The 22,283-nt window shown below is 30.5% G+C and carries 20 protein-coding genes; 14 read left to right on the top strand and 6 right to left on the bottom strand.

Annotated elements, in window-relative coordinates:
* Positions 1-4 precede the first annotated feature (4 nt).
* The 10 genes from AACQ14_RS15750 to spoVAE all read left to right on the top strand — a co-directional run bounded on the left by AACQ14_RS15750 (position 5) and on the right by spoVAE (position 6,737).
* Complete coding sequence (locus AACQ14_RS15750) at positions 5-1,417, top strand: tetratricopeptide repeat protein (protein ID WP_339364544.1); 1,413 nt, start codon at positions 5-7, stop codon at positions 1,415-1,417.
* 258 nt (positions 1,418-1,675) lie between these two features.
* Positions 1,676-2,023 (top strand): anti-sigma F factor antagonist, encoded by a 348-nt coding sequence (gene spoIIAA / locus AACQ14_RS15745; RefSeq protein WP_273325476.1) that lies wholly within the window; start codon positions 1,676-1,678, stop codon positions 2,021-2,023.
* Positions 2,024-2,205: 182 nt separating this feature from the next.
* Entirely contained in the window at positions 2,206-2,643 is a 438-nt protein-coding gene (gene spoIIAB, locus AACQ14_RS15740) for an anti-sigma F factor (RefSeq protein ID WP_339364542.1), read from the top strand.
* A gap of 13 nt (positions 2,644-2,656) precedes the next feature.
* Positions 2,657-3,373, top strand: a complete 717-nt coding sequence (sigF, locus tag AACQ14_RS15735; RefSeq protein ID WP_113671976.1) for an RNA polymerase sporulation sigma factor SigF — start codon at positions 2,657-2,659, stop codon at positions 3,371-3,373.
* A gap of 236 nt (positions 3,374-3,609) precedes the next feature.
* Positions 3,610-3,753: a hypothetical protein gene (locus AACQ14_RS15730; RefSeq protein WP_339364541.1), complete on the top strand. Its 144-nt coding sequence runs from the start codon at positions 3,610-3,612 to the stop codon at positions 3,751-3,753.
* A gap of 4 nt (positions 3,754-3,757) precedes the next feature.
* A complete protein-coding gene (locus AACQ14_RS15725; RefSeq protein WP_339364540.1) occupies positions 3,758-4,381 on the top strand; it encodes a stage V sporulation protein AA in 624 nt (207 codons plus the stop codon).
* A 5-nt stretch (positions 4,382-4,386) separates the two neighbouring features.
* A complete protein-coding gene (locus tag AACQ14_RS15720) occupies positions 4,387-4,812 on the top strand; it encodes a stage V sporulation protein AB (RefSeq protein ID WP_423247998.1) in 426 nt (141 codons plus the stop codon).
* A gap of 23 nt (positions 4,813-4,835) precedes the next feature.
* Positions 4,836-5,291, top strand: coding sequence for a stage V sporulation protein AC (spoVAC, locus tag AACQ14_RS15715; protein ID WP_339364538.1), 456 nt, complete (start codon positions 4,836-4,838; stop codon positions 5,289-5,291).
* Positions 5,292-5,342: 51 nt separating this feature from the next.
* Entirely contained in the window at positions 5,343-6,359 is a 1,017-nt protein-coding gene (gene spoVAD, locus AACQ14_RS15710) for a stage V sporulation protein AD (protein ID WP_339364537.1), read from the top strand.
* Positions 6,360-6,380: 21 nt separating this feature from the next.
* On the top strand, positions 6,381-6,737 hold the full coding sequence (gene spoVAE, locus AACQ14_RS15705; protein ID WP_339364585.1) for a stage V sporulation protein AE: 357 nt from the start codon (positions 6,381-6,383) through the stop codon (positions 6,735-6,737).
* A gap of 111 nt (positions 6,738-6,848) precedes the next feature.
* Here the strand turns inward: spoVAE and AACQ14_RS15700 are convergent, their stop codons facing one another.
* Entirely contained in the window at positions 6,849-9,584 is a 2,736-nt protein-coding gene (locus AACQ14_RS15700) for a transglycosylase domain-containing protein (protein WP_339364536.1), read from the bottom strand.
* 345 nt (positions 9,585-9,929) lie between these two features.
* On the opposite strand from AACQ14_RS15700, the gene AACQ14_RS15695 reads away from it, so the two are divergent.
* Entirely contained in the window at positions 9,930-10,355 is a 426-nt protein-coding gene (locus tag AACQ14_RS15695) for a hypothetical protein (protein WP_339364535.1), read from the top strand.
* Between the two features lie 138 nt (positions 10,356-10,493).
* On the opposite strand, the gene AACQ14_RS15690 is transcribed toward AACQ14_RS15695, so the two are convergent.
* Positions 10,494-13,184 carry a transglycosylase domain-containing protein gene (locus AACQ14_RS15690; RefSeq protein WP_339364534.1) on the bottom strand — a complete coding sequence of 897 codons (2,691 nt, stop codon included), beginning with the start codon at positions 13,182-13,184 and terminating at the stop codon, positions 10,494-10,496.
* Between the two features lie 364 nt (positions 13,185-13,548).
* Between AACQ14_RS15690 and yunB the strand changes: the two genes are divergently transcribed.
* Complete coding sequence (gene yunB, locus AACQ14_RS15685; RefSeq protein WP_339364533.1) at positions 13,549-14,250, top strand: sporulation protein YunB; 702 nt, start codon at positions 13,549-13,551, stop codon at positions 14,248-14,250.
* 132 nt (positions 14,251-14,382) lie between these two features.
* Here the strand turns inward: yunB and AACQ14_RS15680 are convergent, their stop codons facing one another.
* The gene (locus tag AACQ14_RS15680; protein WP_339364532.1) at positions 14,383-14,904 is read right to left on the bottom strand and encodes a peroxiredoxin; all 522 of its coding nucleotides are present in this window, start codon (positions 14,902-14,904) and stop codon (positions 14,383-14,385) included.
* Between the two features lie 232 nt (positions 14,905-15,136).
* On the opposite strand from AACQ14_RS15680, the gene dapF reads away from it, so the two are divergent.
* Positions 15,137-15,970 (top strand): diaminopimelate epimerase, encoded by an 834-nt coding sequence (dapF, locus tag AACQ14_RS15675; RefSeq protein ID WP_339364531.1) that lies wholly within the window; start codon positions 15,137-15,139, stop codon positions 15,968-15,970.
* A 29-nt stretch (positions 15,971-15,999) separates the two neighbouring features.
* On the top strand, positions 16,000-17,235 hold the full coding sequence (locus tag AACQ14_RS15670; RefSeq protein ID WP_339364530.1) for an LL-diaminopimelate aminotransferase: 1,236 nt from the start codon (positions 16,000-16,002) through the stop codon (positions 17,233-17,235).
* Between the two features lie 225 nt (positions 17,236-17,460).
* Here AACQ14_RS15670 and AACQ14_RS15665 read toward each other — a convergent pair whose 3' ends face one another.
* From AACQ14_RS15665 to AACQ14_RS15655, 3 genes are all read right to left on the bottom strand, one after another.
* Entirely contained in the window at positions 17,461-18,384 is a 924-nt protein-coding gene (locus AACQ14_RS15665; RefSeq protein ID WP_339364529.1) for a GTP-binding protein, read from the bottom strand.
* A gap of 37 nt (positions 18,385-18,421) precedes the next feature.
* Complete coding sequence (locus AACQ14_RS15660; protein ID WP_339364528.1) at positions 18,422-20,761, bottom strand: ASKHA domain-containing protein; 2,340 nt, start codon at positions 20,759-20,761, stop codon at positions 18,422-18,424.
* 101 nt (positions 20,762-20,862) lie between these two features.
* Complete coding sequence (locus AACQ14_RS15655; protein ID WP_339364527.1) at positions 20,863-22,215, bottom strand: uroporphyrinogen decarboxylase family protein; 1,353 nt, start codon at positions 22,213-22,215, stop codon at positions 20,863-20,865.
* Positions 22,216-22,283 lie beyond the last annotated feature (68 nt).

Below are 22,283 nucleotides of genomic sequence, written 5' to 3'. Positions count from 1 at the left end.
AATAATGAGTAGATTATGCCTAAAATGCGGTAGTGAATTAAATGATGAGTATACATGTACTAATTGTGGATTGAAAATTGATATATATGAAAAAATTCAGAATACTTCAAAATTACTATATAATCAAGGTCTGCAAGTTGCTAAGCTTAGAGATCTTACTGGTGCTATCAGCTTACTGAAAAGAAGTTTAAAATTAGATAAAAACAATATAGATGCCCGTAATTTATTAGGACTTATATATTTTGAGATCGGTGAAGTTGTATCTGCACTGCAACAGTGGGTAATAAGTAAAAACATACAAAAAGATAATAATATTGCTGATTATTATATTGAAAAAATTCATCACAATCAACACAAATTAGATACAATCAATTCTGCTGTTAAAAAATATAATCAGGCATTGAAATACATTGAACAGAAAAGTGAAGATTTAGCAGTTATACAACTTAAAAAAGTAATAAGTCTTAATCCTAATTTTGTAAAAGCTTATTGTTTGTTAGCACTTTGTTACATACATGACAATAATTTAGCAAAGGCAAAAAAAATATTATTAAAAGTTTTATCTATTGATAAAAGTAATTATGTAGCATTAAAGTATTATGAAGAAATAACATCACAAGATCCAGAAGAATCGAAAGAAAAAGATAAGATATATGCAATTGATAAAAAACCAGAAAGCTTTTCAATTAAGGCTAAACCTAAAAGGGAAAGCAGGATTAATCCATCAGTATTGCAGTTCGGCTATGTAATTTTTGGTGTTGTCATTGGACTTCTAGTTGCAGTATTTTTAATTGTACCAGGAAAAGTAAAAAACAAAACAAAAGAAGCTGATAACCTAAGAAAAGAGATATTAACTAAGCAAAATGAATATGATACTTTATTAGATTCTCTTAATAGTGATAAGGAAAAATTACAATTAGATTTAGATGAGAAAAATGAGCTTGCTAAACAATATGAAGAAAAAGCAGCTAACTATGAAGCGTTGGAAAATCTTCAAAATGCAGTGGCATTCTATCTAGACAATGATAAAGTAGCAGCAGCTAATAAATTATATGTTGTTAAACTAGAGAATTTGACGTCTACTTCAAAACAACTATATAATAAGTTAAGACAGGAGATATATCCTGCCATAGCAAAAAATGCATTTACTGAGGGCTCAAGATTATATAGCAGAGGTAAAAGCCCTGTAGTAGAAAAAAATCTCAATGAGGCTGTTGATTATTTTAAAACTGCTACAAAATTTGCAAGTAGTGATGATTATTTTGCAGATGATTTGCTTTATTATGAGGCACGATGTCATCAATTATTGGGTAATAACAAAGAGGCAATTGATTTATTCCAGAAATTGCTTGATCAATATCCAAAATCAAGCTTCAAGACTTGGTCAAATAATTATTTAAATCAATTAAAAAATTAAAAATATAAAATAAGGAGCTGTTTCATAATAATTTTTATGGTAAACATTTCGATGGAGTATTAATCTATCAATTGATTATTAAAAAATATTATGGAACAGTTTTTTTATACAATAATATATTGGGTTAAAAAGATAATAGTCAAAACAAAATATAATATATTCCTTATTTTAAAAAAAATTACAAATAAAAAAAGGAAATTGGAAATAAATGGAGAATTTATAAAAATATGTAAAATATTTACAGGAGGAGGTAATCTAGTGTCTACCCAATGTAAAATTGTAAAGAGAAACTTAATTGTAAATGTTTCAGAAGAACTCGATCACCATAATGCAGAAATAATCAGAGATAAGATTGATAAGCTTATAATAAAGCATAATATTAAGTGTGTCATATTTGATTTCTCCAATACCAAGTTTATGGATAGTTCGGGAATAGGGGTTATAATGGGGCGGTATAAGAACATTAAAAATATGGGAGGTAATGTTGTTGTTACCAACGTAAATACTAGAATGGATAGAATCTTTAAATTATCAGGTTTATATAGAATAATCAATAGTTATGATAGTGTAGACCAAGCACTAAAAAATATTTCTAATATTAGCTGAATGATATATTTGATTATATGTTTAATATAAATAAGTTGAATTAAATAATTGTTATAGAGCCAACGATTATTTTCGACTTAAATAATTAAGGGAAATATATTGAACTTATTAAAATTGGTGTATAAATGTTTAAGTGCAATATATAAAAATAACAAATAATGGTAATAATAAAGGGGGATATTATGAAGTACGAAAATGAAATGAAAATAGAGTTTAGTAGTAAATCACAAAATGAGTCTTTTGCAAGAGTGGTAATTGCATCTTTTGTGGCTCAACTGGACCCAACACTTGAAGAATTATCGGATATTAAGACAGCTGTTTCAGAAGCTGTAACCAATGCAATTATACATGGCTATGAAGAATATGATGGAAAAGTTTATATGTATTGCAAAATTACGGATAATAAAGTATATATAGAAATAAAAGATTTTGGAAAAGGTATTGGTGATATTGATAAAGCACGTGAACCCCTGTTTACTTCAAAACCTGAATTAGAACGTTCGGGAATGGGATTTACAGTCATGGAAACTTTTATGGATGAAGTGGAAGTAGAGTCTAAAGTGGGTGTTGGATCAAAAATAATTATGAGGAAAAAGCTAGAGAGTCTAGAAAAGCTTTGAGAAGGTGTTGAATATGGATAAAACACTAGAACTTATAAAAAAATCTCAGCAGGGAAATCAAAACGCAAGAGAACAGATAGTAGAAGAAAACATTGGATTGATCTGGAGTATTGTAAAAAGATTTTCTAATAGAGGGTACGATTTGGACGATTTATTTCAAATAGGTAGCATTGGATTGTTAAAGGCAATTGATAAATTTGATTTATCTTATAATGTAAAATTCTCAACTTATGCAGTTCCTATGATAATGGGAGAAATAAAAAGATTTATGAGAGATGACGGGATGATTAAAGTTAGTAGATCATTAAAAGAAGTAGCTAATAGAGTACGTATAAATAAAGATCTATTAAATAAGAAATTAGGTAGAGAACCTACTATAGAAGAAATATCCCATGAGATAGGTACATCAGTTGAAGAGATCGTAATGGCTCTTGAATCTAATGCAGAAGTAGAATCTCTCTATAAAACCATTCATCAAGGAGATGGTCATCCTATTTTCCTAATAGATAAACTTGAAAAAAACACAGATGAAAACACAGTGATGATAGATAAAATAGCTTTACGTCAGGTAATTAGTCAATTATCTCCAAAAGAAATGGAGTTGATTATACTAAGATATTATAAAGATAAAACTCAGACAGAAATAGCAGAGAAGATTGGTATATCTCAAGTACAAGTTTCTAGGTTAGAAAAAAAGATTTTAACTCAGATTCGTGAAAAATTATCGTAAAATAGAGTAATTATTTGAAGAATTACCCTTATCATATATTTGTTTATTTGTATTTTTCATTCCCATTAAGGAAGATAAAATATAAGTTTATCTTATCCAAACCTATGATTTTAGATCATAGGTTTTTTTTGGAATTCTATAATGAAAAAAGTTACTTTTCTTGTAATTACCAGAATAGTTATGGTTAATACTTCAAAAAATATTAGTAATGTATAAAATTATAAAGAGGTGATTTAATGAAGTATAAAAGGATATTGATAATCGCTATTATGCTTGTATTAGTATTAGTATCTGTTATGACTTATATGTACTTAAATAAAGAAACAGATATAACATATCAGGGAACATTTGTTAATCGTACCTTTAATAAAAAAGGGTGATTAGATGAATAACGTATATATTAAAGCTAGTAAAAAGGTAAGTATTGAAGGTAAAAAAGATATTATCATTAATGATATTGCTGATATTGAAGGTAGAAAAGATGTTATCGATAAGATAAAAAATATAATAGTCTTTACTATAGATTCTGATGAAAAAAAGAATTACTTGTTATCAATAATTACAGTAATTACAGAAATACAAAAAGTGTTCGAAAATATACTAATCCACAATGTAGGCGAAGAAGATATTATAATATCCTATAGACCTAAAAAGAAAGATTGTAAATATAAGAACATAATTAACATCTTCAAGGTTATATTTGTTTGTATTATCCTGTTTACTGGTGGTGGTATTGCAATAATGACTTTTCATACAGATGCAGCTGTACCAGATGTTTTTGTGAGATTATATAGTTTATTCTTGGGTGAAGAAAATCTTAACCCTCTAATTATTGAGATACCATATTCAATAGGTTTGGCAGTAGGAATAATTGTATTTTTTAATCATTTCTCTTCAAAAAAATTAACAGATGATCCTACCCCAATAGAAGTAGAGATGAGATTGTATGAAAGAGATGTTGAAGATTGTATAATAGAAAATCTTAGTGATGAAGGGAATAAGGAATAATGTTTTTGCAATATCTATTATTAATAATAATTGGATTTGGCGGCGGGGTAGTTATAGCAGGTGGAGTCTTTGCTTTTATAGCTATTATTGGAATTGTTCCTAGATTAGCACAGAAAACAGCAACACAAAAATATATCTGGATGTATGAAGATTCCATTATGTTTGGTGGAATGTTTGGAACATTAGTTATGATTTTGGATTTTGAATTACTCATAGGGAATGCTGGAGGGATAATATATGGATTTTTTACTGGTATATTTATAGGGTGTTTAGCGGTTTCTTTAGCAGAAGTATTAGATGTAATACCTATTTTAACTAGGCGGTTTAATATAAAATTAGGGATGGCATATTTTATAGTATCATTAGCAATAGGTAAATTAATTGGTTCATTACTATACTTTATCATACCGGGATTTTATAAGCTAAAGTAGAAAGGTAGGAAAGGATATTTATTATGGAAAATATTAATGAGAAGCAAAAAGAGTTTCAGAAATTAGTTGATAAAACTTCTCCAAAAGCTAGTTTGTTAAAAAATTGTATATGGGCTTTTGTCGTAGGTGGTATTATATGCTGTATAGGTCAGGGAATTACAGATTTATTAATGTATGGAGCAAAACTTCCCAAAGATACAGCATCTACTTTTACGAGTATTATTCTAGTTTTTATTGGGGCATTATTAACAGGTCTCGATATATATGATAGTATCGGAAAAAGAGCAGGAGCAGGTTCTATAGTTCCTATTACAGGATTTGCTAACTCTATTGTATCTCCAGCTATTGAATATAAAAATGAAGGTTATGTGTTTGGAGTTGGAGCTAAGATTTTTACTATAGCTGGACCAGTTATTTTATATGGTATGCTTTCTTCAGTGATAGTAGGATTGGTTTATTATATGGTGGGTGTAGGATAAGATACATTTAGTACAATTTACAGTATTTAATTTTGAAAGGATGATTATAGCATGGGTAGTCAGGTAGGAGAGCAAACTATAGCTTTTAATAATCCACCTACTATTATAGGATATGGCAATATTGTAGGACCTAAAGAGGGAGATGGATTATTAAGAGAATATTTCGACCAAATATTAGAAGATACCTTATGGGGAGAAGAAACTTGGGAAAAGGCTGAGAGTAAAATCCTTAATGCAGCAATTAACTTAGCAGTTGATAAAGCTAATATAGCGAAAAATGATATTAGGTACATTTTTGCTGGTGATTTATTAAATCAGCTAACCGCTAGCACTTTTGCAGTTAGAGACTTGAAAAAAGCCTTTTTCGGATTATATGGTGCTTGTTCAACAATGGGAGAATCTCTGATATTGGCTTCTATGGCTGTAGAAGGTGGTTTTGCTAATTATTGTGTAGCAGCTACATCCAGTCATTTTTGTGGAGCAGAAAAACAATTTAGATATCCTTTGGAATTTGGTAATCAAAGGCCATTAACTGCGACTTATACAGTAACTGGTAGTGGAGCTGTTGTGGTCGGTAATACTGGAAATGGTCCAAAAGTTACACATGTTACACCTGGAAAGATAGTTGATCTTGGTGTAAAAGATGCAATGAATATGGGAGCAGCTATGGCACCAGCTGCCGCTGATACTATAATTACTCATTTTAAAGATACTGGCAGATGTGCAGCTGATTATGATTTGATTGCAACAGGAGATCTTGGTATAGTTGGCAAGAAATTAATGCAAGAGTTGGTTCAAAAAGAGGGGTATGATTTATCAGAGAATTATACTGATTGTGGTATTGAAATATTTGATGAACAAAAACAGGATACACACGCAGGTGGCAGTGGTTGTGGCTGTTCTGCAGTTACACTAACAGGTTATATTCTAAAGGAAATGGCGAAAGGTACTTTTAATAGGATTTTATTTATACCTACAGGTGCATTGATGAGTCCTAGCAGTAGTTATCAAGGTGAGAGTATACCAGGTATTGCTCATGCTGTTGTAATAGAAAATAAAGGGCAGTAAGGGGAAAGAAGGGACATTATGATTGATTATATAAAAGTTTTCATTACAGGTGGAGTTATATGTGTAATAGCACAGATATTAATGGATAAAACCAGGCTCATGCCTGCTAGAATATTAGTTATATATGTTTCACTTGGAACATTTCTAACTGGACTAGGTATATATGAATATGTTGTAGAATTTGGTGGAGCAGGAGCAACTGTACCTTTAATAGGATTTGGTTATTCGTTAGGTAAAGGAGTAATAGAAGAGGTAAAGACATCAGGTTTTTTAGGAGTTTTTACGGGAGGAATGACAGCAACTGCTGGAGGAATAACAGCGGCTTTATTATTTGGTTATCTTGCAGCTGTACTATTTAAGCCAAAAGATACAAAATAAAACAAAATAATATAAGGGCTGTCACATAATATATTTTTTTCCTAAGATAGTTAAATAAAATCTATCTTATGGAAGCAGATTACTGAAAATGTATTATGTGACAGCCTATTTTTATTCTTGATATATGAATGGTGGTGGAGAGTAGTAATCGTCATCAAGATATGGCTTTTTATTTTTATCTTCAATTTCAATAGGTTTATCTTCTGGTGCTATGAATTCTTCGTCTTCGTTAATTTTATCATCAAGGTCACCATCAATATAATCTGTGGGTAATTTAACTTTTGGTTTTTTAACATGAGGTCCATGTACATTGCAATATTCACCGATAGTGCTGTACAGTAATTCATATTTCCTATCTTGTATCCTTGGCGGATGTTTAGGGTCCCAATTAGAAGGAACAAGAGGTTCGGGTCTTTTTATGAATACTTTTGTGTACTTACTATTGCTAGGACAATATTTATTAGCAGGAAGTCCAGAAACAGAACAAATAGTTTGCTTCACATGAACATCACAAGTCTCAGTTGGAACTGTACCCTCTTCAAAGAATTCAGTCATGATGGTAGAACCACGTGGGTCTTTATTACACAATCCTAACTTAGCTAATTTACCAGATTCTGTACATATCTTAGCTGTTACAATATTATTAGGTTTATAGAACTCTTTTCTAGGTAAACCTTTATGAATTCCTTCCATAATTTTTCGCCAGAGTATCTTATGATAGCTTCTTTTATAAACTTGTTCTTTCGGTGTGTCATAACCTTGCCATATACTGGCAACATAATAAGGAGTATATCCTGTAAAAACAAGGTCTTTCTTTTCAGAAGAGGTTCCTGTTTTACCAGCAATGGGCATACTAACGCTATTGAACTTTACAATTGTTCCAGTACCTTTTTTTACTACATCTGTCATAGCATTAGTCAATAAAAATGATGTTGTCTCTTTCATGACCCTAACAGGCTTTGGTTGTTCATTGGTAAGGATTAGGTTATTATCATGATCTAGTACTTTTGTATAAAATATAGGTTTAACATATTCACCGTTATTGGCTATAGCACCATAAGCTGCTGTCAGCTCTAATAAACTAACACCTTTAGTAACGCCTCCTAGAGCTAGAGAATAGTTTTTATCAGAGTATATTTTCCCATTTATGGTTTCCTTTTCTACCAATGATGTAAATCCAAGATTCAATAAATAGTTAAAGCTTGTTTCTATTCCTATATCCATTAATGTCTTTACTGCATGAATGTTGATAGAGTAGGTAATACTATCTCTTACAGTTGATAATCCTTTATAATTATATTTGTATTCACTGCTGTCATACCAATTGTGTACTTCCCATGGTACAGAATTTTTTGAAAAAGAATATGAAAATGGAACATCATCCAGTACTGTAGCTAATGTATATCTACCAGTATCAATGGCTGGTAGATAGGCAGCTAATATCTTAAAAGTTGAACCAGGATGACGATAGGTCTGTGTAGCTCTATTTAATAGTTGGTTTCCTAGTTTTTTACCTCGACCCCCTGCGATAGCTTTTACATGCCCGGTGTGATAATCAAGTATTACCATAGCGGCTTGTGGCTGAGGTACTAGAATGCTTGATTCCGATATTACTTCATCTCCTTCAGAAATCCATGAAGCTTTTAATTTTTCTGCATATGCCAGTGCTTCTTTATCTGTATCAAATTCTTTCTCTTTATAATAATGTTTTATCCCAGAATCCTTTTTATCTACTGAAAGACTATACATAATCTTAACAGAGTAATCTTCTTTCTTAGGAGGATAGTTGGATTCATCAAGGAATTCTTTATCTACTATGTTCTGTATATTGATGTCTTGAGTAACATATATATTAAGTCCACCTGTGTATATAAGATCGTAGGCTTGTTTTTCTGTATAACCTTTCTTAATGACTAAGTCATCTTTTACACGAAGAATGACTTCATCCACAAAATAAGAATAATGGGAATTCTTATTAGTACTTTTGTTAGTTAATTCAATCTTGGAATATACATCTTCTTCTATGGCTTGTTTATATTCATTTTCAGTAATCTTATCTTGCTCTAGCATTTTCTGTAGAACTATAAGTTGACGTGAATGATTATTTTCAGGATTAGCTATTGGGTCATATCTAGTTGGGTACTTGGTTATGCTTGCCATAACTGCTGATTCTGCAAGAGTAAGGTCTGAAACATCTTTGTTAAAATATCTATTGGAAGCTGCTTGGACTCCATTAGTACCACGCCCAAGAGCAACTGTGTTCAAATAACTTTCCAGTATGATATCTTTATCAACCCTTTTTTCAAGTTCTATGGCTAGATATTGTTCTTGAATTTTTCGTTGAAATGTCTGGGTAGCTGATAAGACATTATTTTTGATAACCTGTTGGGTTATTGTACTTGCACCTTCACCTGTTAGATCTTTTGATTTTATATTATTTATGATGGCTCTTAGAATACCTTTTAGGTCAATACCTTGGTGTTGGTAGAAACGTTCATCTTCAATTGCAATAAAAGCGTCCCTCAGGTGTTCAGGCATTTGGTCTAGTGATGCATATATTCTATTAGCATCAGTTCCATGAAGTGTGGTTATTTCATTTCCAAGTTGATCATATATAAAAGTTCTATATCCTTTTGGCATAATATCCTTATCATAATCTATTTCTGGTGCTGCATCAATGATTGCTTTAGTTATACCAAGCCCAGCTATTATTATGAGGCCAAAGGTTATTAAAAGAGTTAATACTAAGATTCGTATGAATGATGTACTGATTGATTTTTTTACTTTATTCGATTTTGATTCTAATTCTTTTTCCCTTTTACTTTTTGAGTGATTGCTATAATTCATATAATAGCTCCTTATAATGCATTTTAACTGTTTTCTGGTATTTTTCTTATATTATAAGGTTGTCTTTTTTGGGAGTCTATTATTCACAATTTAAGGGAAAACTTACAGTTTTTTATGAAGAAATATTATATTAGATATCACTGCAAAAAGTAATATGAATTAATAGAAGTTCTATTAAATATATTCCGAATTGTAATATAATGAATAGTGAATGAAACAAAATTTTATTAATTAATTTATTAAATGTCAAATTATGCGAATTTTATATACAAATTTCAACATAATATTTAGCTTATGAATGCTATTATATATAAGTACTAATCAAATTATGAAGGAGGATAAATTATGAAGCATAGTAAAAAAATTATTTTATTATTATTAGTTATAACAATGAATATTGGTACATGTTCTTTGGTATTTGCACGTGATATTCAAGGTATAGAGAGTAATTCTGTAATAGTGGATGGTGTAGAATTCCATGGTCAGCTTTACGCATATGGTTATGTTATAGAATTAAATGTTTCAGATGTAGTTAATGAAATACCATATGATAAAGCAGAACTTGCAGTACGCATATGGTATAAAGATGATAATGGTAATACATATACTAAAAATTTTGGTAATCAAACTGTAACAGATGGTTACACTTTTTATGAGTTACCTGAATCCTATATAAATATTAGAGAAAATTATGATGTTTATAAGATAAAAGGATGGTATAAAGTATATAAAAATGGAGATAGTGCTTCTAATACTATTATATTAGAATAAAATTATAGAAATGAAAATTGATTAGTACATAAAATAATATTTCTTATTAGTAAATAAATATGTTAATAAGAAAGCAAGCTTATTGATAATTTAATAAAAATAGCAGGTAATTTATATATAAATTACCTGCTATTTATTTTAAGGATTTGCATTAGTATTGTTATCACTATTTGGGTCGTTATTATGTTCCTTAGGTAAAAATGGTGTAAATAAATCAGAATTAACATCATTAGTATTGCTATTATCGTTAGTATTGTCATTATTATTACCATTAGGGTCTATATAAACTGGTGGTAGAATATCTGGTACTTCTGGTTCTGGACCATGAATATTACAATATTCACCAATCATTGAAGGTGGAAGTTCATATTGTCTATCCTGAATTGTCGGTGGTCTTCTTGGATCCCATTCTTCTGGTACGAATGGAACAAGTCGTTGAATGTATACTTTTTCTACTTTACTTGATTCAGGACAATATTCTGTAGCAAATAATCCAGAGTCTTTACATATTGTTGCTTTTATATGAACATCACATGGTTCTGTGGGTTCCGTTCCTTTAGCAAAATATTCCGTTCTGACAGTAGAACCTCTTTGGTCTTTATCACATAATCCAGGAACAGCTAATTTACCTGACTCTGTACATATCTTTTTAGTTACAATACCTGAAGGTTTATCAAATTCTTTTCTAGGTAGTCCTTCATGTATTCTCTGCATTACTTCTTTCCATATTTTTTTGTGATAATTTAAGTATCTTTGCTCTTTTTGAATATCATAACCTTTCCATACAACAGCTGTATAATATGGAGTGAATCCAGCAAATACTAAGTCTTTGTCACCTGTGGATGTACCTGTTTTACCTGCAATTGGCATACCAGAAAACTGAACTTTATGACCAGTACCTGCTTTGAGTCTTACAACATCTACCATAGCATCTGTTAATAAAAATGCAGTTGTTTCTTTCATTACAGTTCTTGTAACAGGTTCCTTTTGCATAAGTAGTTTACCATCATGGTCAAGTACTCTTGAATAGAATGTAGGTTCTATATATACACCGTTATTTGCAATAGCTGCATATGCACCAGTAAGTTCTAATACGGTAACACCTTTTGTTAAACCTCCAAGTGTAAGAGATAGACCTTTATCAGTGAAACTTTTTCCATTTACAGTTTCCTTATCAACTAATGTTGTAAAACCTAATTTAAGTAAATAATCAAAGCCTGTTTGTACACCTATATCATTTAGGGTCTTAACAGCAAGTATATTCATTGAATATAATATACCTTCTCTAACAGTTGTAAGACCTCTAAACTTATAATCATAGTTCTTAGGCCAACCTTTAGGTTCATTTGGAAATTGAGTAGGGACATCATCAATGACTGTAGCTAATGTATAACCAGCTGTGTCAAGAGCAGGTAAATAAGCTGCAAGTATTTTAAATGTTGAACCTGGGGAACGAGTAGAAGTCGTAGCACGGTTAAATGTGAGGTTTCCTACTTTTTCACCTCTACCACCCGAAAGAGCTTTTACATAACCTGTGTGTTGATCAATGATTACCATTGCTGATTGAGGTTGTGGTATATATGTAGGTTTTTCAGCAACTATCTCATAGCCTTCACCAGTTAATTCTTTCTTTAATTGTTCAATATAATCATTAGCTTCTTGGTCCGTTTCAAAGGTTTTGTTTTTATTAATGTCTTTTTTGTTACCATCTTTATCTTTCACTGTTACTGAATAATCTAGTATAACACTGTAATCAACATTTTTCTTAGGAAAAAAGTCTTCATTAGTGTAAGTTTCATCTACTATTTTTTGTATATCAGTATCTTGATTAATATAAATGCTTAATCCACCACGATAGATTAAGTTAAATGCTTGGGTTTCAGTATATCCTTTTTTAACCATAAGGTCATTTTTTACTCTTGAAATAACTTCATCAACGTAATAAGAATAACTTGAATTACCAGCATAAGTTTTGTTTACTATTTGAATATTATTATATACATCTTCTTTTAGTGCTTCATCATATTGTGCTTGTGTTATTTTTTCCTGTTCTATGAGTTTTTTGAGAATTCTTGTTTGTCTTCTTTTGTTATTCTCAGGATAAGTAACAGGATCATAAAAACTAGGGTTCTTAGTTATTGAAGCGATAACTGCTGATTCAGCAATTGTTAATTCACTTACATCTTTATTAAAATATTTATTAGCGGCTGCTTGTACACCATTGGTTCCTCTACCAAGGGCAACAGTGTTTAGATAGTTCTCTAATATAGTTTTCTTGTCGGATTTCTTTTCAAGCTGTACTGCTAAATATTGTTCTTGTATTTTTCTTTGAAGCGTTGTTTCTGTTGATAATATATTATTTTTAATAAGCTGCTGAGTGATGGTACTGGCACCTTCACTGAAACTTTTTTCTTTTATGTTAGTAAAAATAGCTCTAAAAATACCTTTTACATCAATTCCATTATGTTGCCAAAAACGTTCATCTTCTATAGCAATAAAAGAGTCTTGAAGATAAGTAGGTATTTCATCAAGTTCTACAAATATTCTATTAGCATTAGACCCATGTAATTGAACGATTTCGTTACCATCTTGATCATATATAAATGAAGTGTATCCTTTTGGAACAATATCTTCTACGTTAATATCAGGTGCAGAGTCAATGATGGATTTAACGAACCCTAAACCAGCACAAACACCTACAATGATTAGTAACAAAAATGCAAAAACTAAAATCTTAATAAAAGATGTGCTTACACTTTTCGTGGCTTTACTTGATTTTGAATCAAGTTCTTTTTTCTTTTTCTCGTTGGAATCCTTACTAAAATTCATAATTTTCCTCCTTCATACAGATGATATTATATCAAATATAACTAGATATAGAAAGCAAAATATATATTTTGGCATAAATTTAATATTTATTAACAGATTATTCATAAATTGTATTGTGTTTGTAATTATTCTGCAAAGGCTTTATTAAATATGGTTATAGGGATTAACAATAGCTTTCTTGAAATATTATTAACATAAATTTCCTGTATATCAAATTGCATTATATTGAGCTTAGACATCTATACACCCATTTGAATAAGTTCAACTTATATGGGTAGACATACACAAAATATTATTGCTTATCATATACTTTATGTAAGGATTAAGAAATGCTGTTAATGTAACAATAGACATAGGAGGAGATATGAGAAGGAATATAAAAGGCAGAAAACCGAGAAAGAGTAGAAGTAAGAAAAAACGTTTTGGTGCATATATATGTATACTTATAGCAGTAATAAGTCTTAGTTTTATTTTTGTATATACATATTTAGATAAACAGATATTACCTATTGTAGTAGCTATGTCACAGTTGAAAATCAAAACAATAGCTACACAGTCCATAAATGATGCAGTTAGAAAAACATTAGAAGAGAAACAGATAAATACGGATGAGTTAGTTACGTATTTCTATAATGAAGAAGGGGAGATAGTATCTTGTAGTGTTGATACTATAACCATAAATGAAATATGTGCTGATGTTATCAATAAGATATCTGAAGAAGTGGATAAATATACAGATGAAACTATACCGATACCATCTGGTAATCTCATAGGGTCTAATATATTTGCAAATACAGGTCCTAATATAGAGGTAGAAATACTTCCTTTTGGTACAGCCACTATAAATTATGATAGGGAATTTAGATCAACAGGGATAAATCAAATAAATCATAGAGTATGGCTTAATATAGAAACCACTATGCAGGTTGTTGTTCCTCTTGCATCTGAAAAAGTAACAGTATGTCAACAGGTAACTCTAGTAGATAGAATCTTAAGCGGAACAGTACCTCCTAATTATGTAAATGTTCCAGAAAGTAACATATTGGATGTAGCACCAGGAGATTAAATAAGAATTAATCCAATATTGTTCAATATCTTATATATAGCTTTTAGAAAAATAGACTTTGTTTAGATATAAAGACCTGGACTAAGCTGTCCATGGACTTGGGTTAATTGATAAACAAAGTCTATAGTACATTTACAACATATCTTCTCCAGGAGCCCAATCAACTGGACATAGACCACCTGCTTGTAAAGCTTGCAAAACCCGTAGGGTTTCATCTACAGAACGTCCTACATTAAGATCATGTATAACGCTATATTTTACCACACCTTCTGTATCAATAATGAATAATCCTCTTAAGGCTATCCCTTCATCTTCAAGTAATACACCATAGTCCCTTGAAACTGATTTTGTCATATCAGAAGCTATAGGAAAATTAATTTTACCAAGATCACCATTTATCCAAGCTTTGTGAGAGTGTTCGCTATCCACACTTACACCTAAAACTTCTGCTCCAAGTTTCTTGAACTCTTCTATTTTCTTACTATAACCTGTAATTTCAGTAGGACAAACAAATGTAAAGTCTAAGGGGTAAAAAAATAATACTAACCATTTACCTTTATAATCTTCCAGCTTTGCTTTACCAAAGTCACTTCCATCACCTAGGGCTGTTGCCATTTCAAAGCAAGGAGCTTTTTTGCCAACTATCCTATCCATATAATTCCTCCTCATGATAATTTTTAACCTTTTATAAGAGTATTACATTTTTAGGGGAATATTATTCTATTATTAATGCATAAGATAGTTGTACAGTAATTTAATCCTTATTTAGCCTTGATTTTATAAAATTATTTATGCTATAATAAAATAGTATTTGTAATTAGAACCACTATTTTTATGAAAGCGAAATATATTAAGAAATCAAAATAAATTATAGCGAGGTGTTAATATGAAATTTACTAAAATGCATGGTTGTGGAAATGACTATATTTACATTAATGGTTTCCAAGTAGAAGTAGATAATCCTACTGAACTATCCATTAAAATGAGCAATAGACATTTTGGAGTAGGTTCTGATGGAATAGTACTTATATTGCCTTCAGACAAAGCTGATTTTAGAATGAGAATGTTTAATGCAGATGGTTCAGAAGCTGAGATGTGTGGAAATGCTATCAGATGTGTAGGAAAGTATGTTTATGATAATAAGATGACAGAAAAGACTAGTATAACAATTGAAACACTAGCTGGTATCAAGATACTAGATATGACAGTTGTTGATGAAAAGGTCACATATGCAAAAGTTGATATGGGAGAACCAATATTAAAGGCTGAAGATATTCCTGTAATTAGTGATAAATATCCTGTAATTGGGGAAGAGATAGATGTTAATGGTAAAACATTTGAATTTACTTGTGTTTCCATGGGTAATCCTCATGCTATAACTTATGTTGATGATACAGATACTTTTGAAGTAGAGGATATAGGTAAGTTAGTTGAAATAGATGAAAAATTCCCTAAGAAAGTAAATGTGGAATTTGCACAAATAATAGACAATAAAACTATTAAGATGCGTGTATGGGAGAGAGGGTCTGGAGAAACTTTAGCATGTGGAACTGGAGCTTGTGCTACTCTAGTAGCATCAGTACTTAATAATTTAACTGATAGAAAAGCTGTTGTTAAATTAATAGGTGGAGATTTATTAATAGAATGGGATAAAGAGAGTAATCATATCTATATGTCAGGTGAAGCAGTAACTACATTTGAAGGAGAATGGTTATTATAGTAATAGTAATTAAACGGGAGGAAAACTAAATGGAGACTTATATACAAGAATTAATAGCAGACAGAATAGGTGGAAATCAATTTGGAAAGAGTACTGTAATATACAAATTTGAAAAAATAAAAAGAGCTAAAGCTGCTGCAATAAGCGAACATCCAGATATGGAAATCATTGATATGGGTGTTGGTGAACCGGATTCAATGGCAGACCAAGGTGTTGTTAAGGTATTGTCAGAAGAAGCATCCAAGTGGGAAAATAGAAATTATGCTGATAATGGAGTTCCAGAATTCAAATCAGCCGCTGCAAAGTACTTAGAAGATGTTTATCAAGTAAAAGATATCAACTGTGAGACAGAGGTTAATCATGCCATAGGTTCAAAACCAGCACTTGCTATGATGGCTCAGGCATTTATCAATCCGGGAGATGTTACTTTGATGACTGTACCTGGTTACCCAATAATGGGAACTATGACAAAATGGCTTGGTGGAGAAGTTTTCAATCTAAGTCTGCTTCAAGAAAACAACTTCTTACCTGATTTAAATTCCATACCTAAGGATATATTAAAAAGGGCTAAGCTACTATATTTAAACTATCCAAATAATCCAACAGGAGCAATTGCAACTGAGGAATTTTTTAAAGAAGTTATTAAGTTTGCAAAAGAAAATGATTTGATTGTTGTACATGACGCAGCATATGCGGCTTTGACATTTGATGGAAACAAACCATTAAGTTTCTTAAGTGTAGATGGAGCTAAAGAGGTAGGAATAGAAATTCATTCACTATCTAAAGCTTATAATATGACTGGTTGGAGAATTGCTTTTGTAGCAGGTAATGAAAAAATAGTGAGTGCTTTTGCGGCTGTAAAGGATAATAATGATTCCGGACAATTCAAAGCTATCCAAAAAGCTGGTATCTATGCTCTTGAACATCCAGAGATTACTGAAAAGACTGCAGCGAAGTATTCAAGAAGACACAACATGCTTGTTGAAGTTCTTAATAAGATTGGGTTCAATGCAAAAAAACCAAGTGGTTCTTTCTATTTATATGTTGAGATTCCTAAAGGTGTAAAAGGTGGAATTGCTTTTGAATGTGCCGAAGATTTTTCGCAATTCTTAATAAGAGAAAGATTAATATCGACTGTACCATGGGATGATGCAGGAGCATTTGTAAGATTCTCTGTTACATTTATAGCAGATACAGAGAAAGAAGAGAAGAAAGTAATTGATGAAATATACAGTAGGTTATCTGATGTAGAATTTGTTTTTTGATTAGAATTGAATTAAATTAAATGTGTAATTGAAATAATAATTCTTGCTATTAATTATAAAAATTTATAAATAAGAGGACGTTCCTATAAAGTGACGTCCTTATTTATTAATTGTTTTCAGTTTCTTTATAATTGACCTACATCGATACATATATTATAAAAAAGTGATATTCTTATACATAAGATTACAATTAATAATAGGCGTTCCTTGATGGAACACCTATTGTTAAGAAATAATTTCAATCTTATCTTTCAGAGTTTCTTTAGTAGATTTCAGTATTTTAGAAACAATACCAACACCAATTTTTGATATGAACACTAATGTCTGGTCAACTAACCCCTTTGATTCATATTGAATAACATCTAATTTTTCATTTACCGTATCAATCTTATACGTAATATCTTTAACAGTTACAAATCCTTTAATACGGTAACAGAATTCTTTTAGAGTATTAAGAACTTTGATTATTGCTTCAAGTTCTATATTGTTATCTTTCAACTTTATTATTATGGTCTTAGGTTTGTTTTCAGTTGTATTTGAAGTTTCACCAATTTGATTATTAATGACAGATGAAAATTTCAGTAATTCAAAATCAATTTTACCATGAGTTATTTCATAGATTGAAGCTTGGTCATTAATTGAACGTATCCTATTTTTTATTTCAGCAGCTCTTTCAGTATTTATCAAGTCCATTTTATTAATTAAAATGATTTTACTATGTTTGATTTGATTTTCTACGCTGACCATCATATCTATTTCTTTCATGAAATGCAAGCCATCTACTATGCAAATAGCTCCTTCATAGGAAAAATCATTACTACATTGTTTTTTTAATAGGTCAATTATAGCTAACATATTGGCAGGATCCGCTAACCCAGAGCTTTCAATATAGATATTGTCCAGTTTTTTTTCTAAAAGAGCTCGAAGACTTTCTATAAAATTATCTTTTAGGCAACTACAAAAAATAGAACCGTTAGTAAGCTCTATCATATCCATATCTTTTCTGCTTACTACAGAGCTGTCTATACTAATAGAACCGAATTCATTCATTAAAACACCTGATTTAGCTTCTTCGGAATCTAAAACATTTTGCAGAAAACTTGTTTTACCAGAACCTAAAAATCCTGTAATGAGATATATTTTTGTCATGAAAATCATCCTTTATAATATAAAAGTAATTGTTATATCAGAAATACATGTTCATAATATATTCTTCGTTGAATTTCATATTAGTTGACAATTCGATATATTTACATTTTGATTTTATTTCATCAAAATTATTGGAACTGTTATCATCTAGGAGATACTTGACACAACCACCTAATGAACTATTACCGAGAATTTCAACTTTATCTTTTAATTCTTTTTGAAGTAGTCCTATTGTTATAGCATTAGCAATATTAAGATTGCTGCCAAAGCCTCCAGCTAGAAAAACTTTATCAACATCATCAAAGGATATAGAAGCTTCATCTATCAATACACTTATTCCTGCTGAAATAGCAGATTTGGCAAGTTGGAGCTGTCTGATATCTTCTTGATATAATCCTATTTCAGTTTGCTTATCTTGGTATAGTATAACTTCATCAATATTTAGTTTTCCTGTATTATCTATTACATCAGTATCAAGCAACTGGGCAGTTATATCTACAAGGGCTGAACCACAGATACCTTTTGGAGTACTGTTACCAATAACATCATATTTGAATTTATCATCAACCAAGCTAATATTGCATATGGCTCCATCAATACTTCCCATACCACATTTAATATTAGCACCTTCAAAAGCAGGTCCTGCTGCAGTTGCAGCACAGATAATAGAATCATCCTTTGTCTTCAATGCTATTTCTCCATTGGTACCTATATCAATAAAAAGAATGTTTCCTTCTTGGTTGATAAGATCACTATAATAAAAACCTGCAGTTATATCAGAGCCAATGTAAGCGGAAACTCCAGGTAATAGAGTAACAGTACAATCAAGCAGATTATCTCCGAATAGTTGACTGTACAAATATTCATTAAGAGATAAGTCCATTGTTGTAAAAGGACTTATGGATAATTTATAAGGGTTTATACCAGTCAACAGATACTGCATGGTCGTATTTCCACTTATAGTAATTTCCAGTATATCTTTTTCATTTAATTCATATTTATCAACAATAGCTTTTATGCCAGAACTGATTTCATTACATATCAATTCGGTCTGAATGTTTTGATTATCTTTTATAGCGTAATTAATCCTGCTTATTACATCTGCGCCATAAGCCTTTTGAGGATTAACATTTTTATAGATACCTATTTCTTTATTTTTCAGTAGGTCTATAAGTGTAATTACAATAGTAGTAGTACCAATATCAATACCTACACCATATGCAGTAATTTCATTATCAGCAGCTTTAAGTATTTCTTTATTGTTTTTAGATAACAGATAGATATCTTTTTTTAGATTATCTATATTAGATAGTCCTTTCACTGCATTTAGAGAATATTTATAATTTGCCACTAACTTCTCATTAATTAGTTCTATGGCACTCTTATTATTATCTGGGCTTTCTATTATCCCATCAATTTTAAGTAATTTATATTTTGGGTTTTTGATATTACCAATTTTATAGTCAGTCTGTATTTTTGATGTAGCAGCTTCTTCTTTTAATTCTATAGTTATATCATTATCAATACTATGGAAACAAGATAGAATTATTCCTTCCTCAATCTCACTATCTGTAAGGAATCTTCTTTCTTCATCTGATAATTCTATATTACCTTTTAAAAGTTTTACTTTACATTTACCACATACTTTTTTACCACCACAATATGCTTCAATAGGGAAGTTATAATGTCTAATTACGTTTAAAAGATTTTCACCTTTTTTCACTTGATATCTATGTGACTTTGTTCCTTGTTTTATTATTAAATTATATTTTCTGAAAGGGCAGGTCAAATTACTGCATTTACTACAATCGTGGTCTACTGTAGTAGGAGGTATATTTGCTGAGGCTCCATAATAGTAAGATAAAGTCTTAGTAGGAGAGAACATATATCCTGATGTTATAGTAATGTCAGTGGATTCTTTTTCATTAATCATATCCAGTATAGTCTTTTGGAATTTGATACTTGATTCACTAGAGCCAGGTTCTATTCTTGATGTCAGATTGATACCATTGTCACTTTGCTCTTTTTGCAGTAATTTGAATAGAGAATTACTTATGTCAAATAACATTTGGTCACCTATAGTATTCAACATCATACCTTTTAGATAATCATTGTTATCAAAATAACGTTTTATCTCTTCATCAATAAAACTACCTAGAGTAACTAAACAAAAAATCACTTGTTCACAATTATTGTCAATATAATTATCGTTATCTGTTATGATATAGTATCCTTTTGGTGTAATGTTCTTAACGGAATTATCAACTACTTCTTCATATATTTTGCAGTATTCACTATAATTAGTACTATCCTCATAGCACTGCATAGTATTAAGTACTTCTTTTTTATTCAATATTTTACTGAATTCAATTTCCATTCAATAATCACCTCCATAAGCGATTAGACATAAAGTTAGAGAGTTAAAATACGATTATAATTATACATTATAACTCTTTATATTTTAACTCTCAAGGAATTCTACAGATATGATTCTATAACACTGAATAATTCTTCTTTGCTAGGTATAATGGAAGACCATTTAAGTTCACCATTAATATATATACAAGGTAAATTGGTAACTCCCATTTTCTTACATCTAGCTATATTGATTTTTTCTGTGAATTTATATTCAATTAAATCTATTTTATCGCCAAAATGTTCTTTAGCTACATTAGCAGCATCCATCATGTAAGTACAAGCTGCACATGATGCAGAGTCAAGAGTAAATACTTCTACAAATGGTTTTTCTAGATTCTTGTAATCAGGTATCTCAACATTTATATCCTCATCTTTTGATTCATAGTTCTTAACCATTTCACGAATTGCATCAGTATCTTTAATAGTTTGACCTATGGCTATTATATTTTCAGTAGGTACAGCATATGGCATATCACAACCAGGAGAGATAATTAAGTTATCATGTGTCAATGTATCTATCATTTTAACAACATATTTCATATTATCCTGTTGAGTTCCATGTAACATCAATGTTGTTAATGGAATATTACCGCCAATAGTTATGTTATACTTATCTGTTATTTCTTTTGCTGATTTTATATCAACATTTTCATCTATAGATATTGAATCTGGACTAGTTTTACACATTACTTCAATTTGTCTAGTAGCATTACCACATACAAAGAAAGAAGATTTGGTATTCTTTACTTCTATATAATCAAAGATGGTACTAAATGAATCATGACATAAAGTAGTAAAATGTTCAGGTGATATTTGAGAAACTAGTGGGTCAACCACAGCTATTATATCCATGCCGGCTTCAGTATAGAAATCTATCATTTTTAGTGAAACTTCTGTACAATATTCCATTAACTGTTTTACATAGTTCTCATCCAATATCATATCCATAAAGAGATTGTTTCCTCTTAAATGTGATGCTAGTGTAAAAGGACCACATATCAAACCATATAATGCAGTAGTATCACCAACTGATTCCTTCATTCTATTCATTACATCAAGAATAAGAGGAATTCTACCGCTTTCTTTTGTTGGAAGTTTACATTTACATGGAATTTTTGCTTCTTCTTCACAAGGATGTGTTTTTACAGATGGTGGACAATCATCAGACCATACAAGTTCACATCCAAGTATTTCAGCTTCTACTTGTAGATCAAAAATTACAGGAATACCATCTGGTTGGTATAATTTATGAGCTTCCATTAATGATTCATATAATTTATTACCGTCTTTTAATACTTCTTCTGCAGTATAACCTTTTATTGAACCTGCATGAACGCCAACAAACGGAACCCAAGGTATTTTATCTGTGGATTGATGTTCTAATATATTAAGTACACGCTCTTTTCCTGTCATATTAACACCCTAACCTCTCTTAAGTTTTAGTTTAATATTAGTTCTTTAGCAACTTCTGCAGCTGAAGC

This window comes from Vallitalea maricola (genome assembly GCF_036985595.1).
In the GTDB taxonomy this organism is placed as follows: Bacteria; Bacillota; Clostridia; order Lachnospirales; family Vallitaleaceae; genus Vallitalea; species Vallitalea maricola.
The sequence above is the reverse complement of the archived record's forward strand: the minus strand, read 5'-3'. Positions and strand labels throughout refer to the sequence as shown.

Coding starts and splice junctions, on each gene's coding strand:
- AACQ14_RS15750 (WP_339364544.1), top strand. CDS start 5: ATGAGTAGATTATGCCTAAAATGCGGTAGTGAATTAAATGATGAGTAT.
- spoIIAB (WP_339364542.1), top strand. CDS start 2,206: ATGAAGTACGAAAATGAAATGAAAATAGAGTTTAGTAGTAAATCACAA.
- sigF (WP_113671976.1), top strand. CDS start 2,657: ATGGATAAAACACTAGAACTTATAAAAAAATCTCAGCAGGGAAATCAA.
- AACQ14_RS15730 (WP_339364541.1), top strand. CDS start 3,610: ATGAAGTATAAAAGGATATTGATAATCGCTATTATGCTTGTATTAGTA.
- AACQ14_RS15725 (WP_339364540.1), top strand. CDS start 3,758: ATGAATAACGTATATATTAAAGCTAGTAAAAAGGTAAGTATTGAAGGT.
- spoVAC (WP_339364538.1), top strand. CDS start 4,836: ATGGAAAATATTAATGAGAAGCAAAAAGAGTTTCAGAAATTAGTTGAT.
- spoVAD (WP_339364537.1), top strand. CDS start 5,343: ATGGGTAGTCAGGTAGGAGAGCAAACTATAGCTTTTAATAATCCACCT.
- AACQ14_RS15700 (WP_339364536.1), bottom strand. CDS start 9,584: ATGAATTATAGCAATCACTCAAAAAGTAAAAGGGAAAAAGAATTAGAA.
- AACQ14_RS15695 (WP_339364535.1), top strand. CDS start 9,930: ATGAAGCATAGTAAAAAAATTATTTTATTATTATTAGTTATAACAATG.
- AACQ14_RS15690 (WP_339364534.1), bottom strand. CDS start 13,184: ATGAATTTTAGTAAGGATTCCAACGAGAAAAAGAAAAAAGAACTTGAT.
- yunB (WP_339364533.1), top strand. CDS start 13,549: ATGAGAAGGAATATAAAAGGCAGAAAACCGAGAAAGAGTAGAAGTAAG.
- AACQ14_RS15680 (WP_339364532.1), bottom strand. CDS start 14,904: ATGGATAGGATAGTTGGCAAAAAAGCTCCTTGCTTTGAAATGGCAACA.
- dapF (WP_339364531.1), top strand. CDS start 15,137: ATGAAATTTACTAAAATGCATGGTTGTGGAAATGACTATATTTACATT.
- AACQ14_RS15670 (WP_339364530.1), top strand. CDS start 16,000: ATGGAGACTTATATACAAGAATTAATAGCAGACAGAATAGGTGGAAAT.
- AACQ14_RS15665 (WP_339364529.1), bottom strand. CDS start 18,384: ATGACAAAAATATATCTCATTACAGGATTTTTAGGTTCTGGTAAAACA.
- AACQ14_RS15660 (WP_339364528.1), bottom strand. CDS start 20,761: ATGGAAATTGAATTCAGTAAAATATTGAATAAAAAAGAAGTACTTAAT.
- AACQ14_RS15655 (WP_339364527.1), bottom strand. CDS start 22,215: ATGACAGGAAAAGAGCGTGTACTTAATATATTAGAACATCAATCCACA.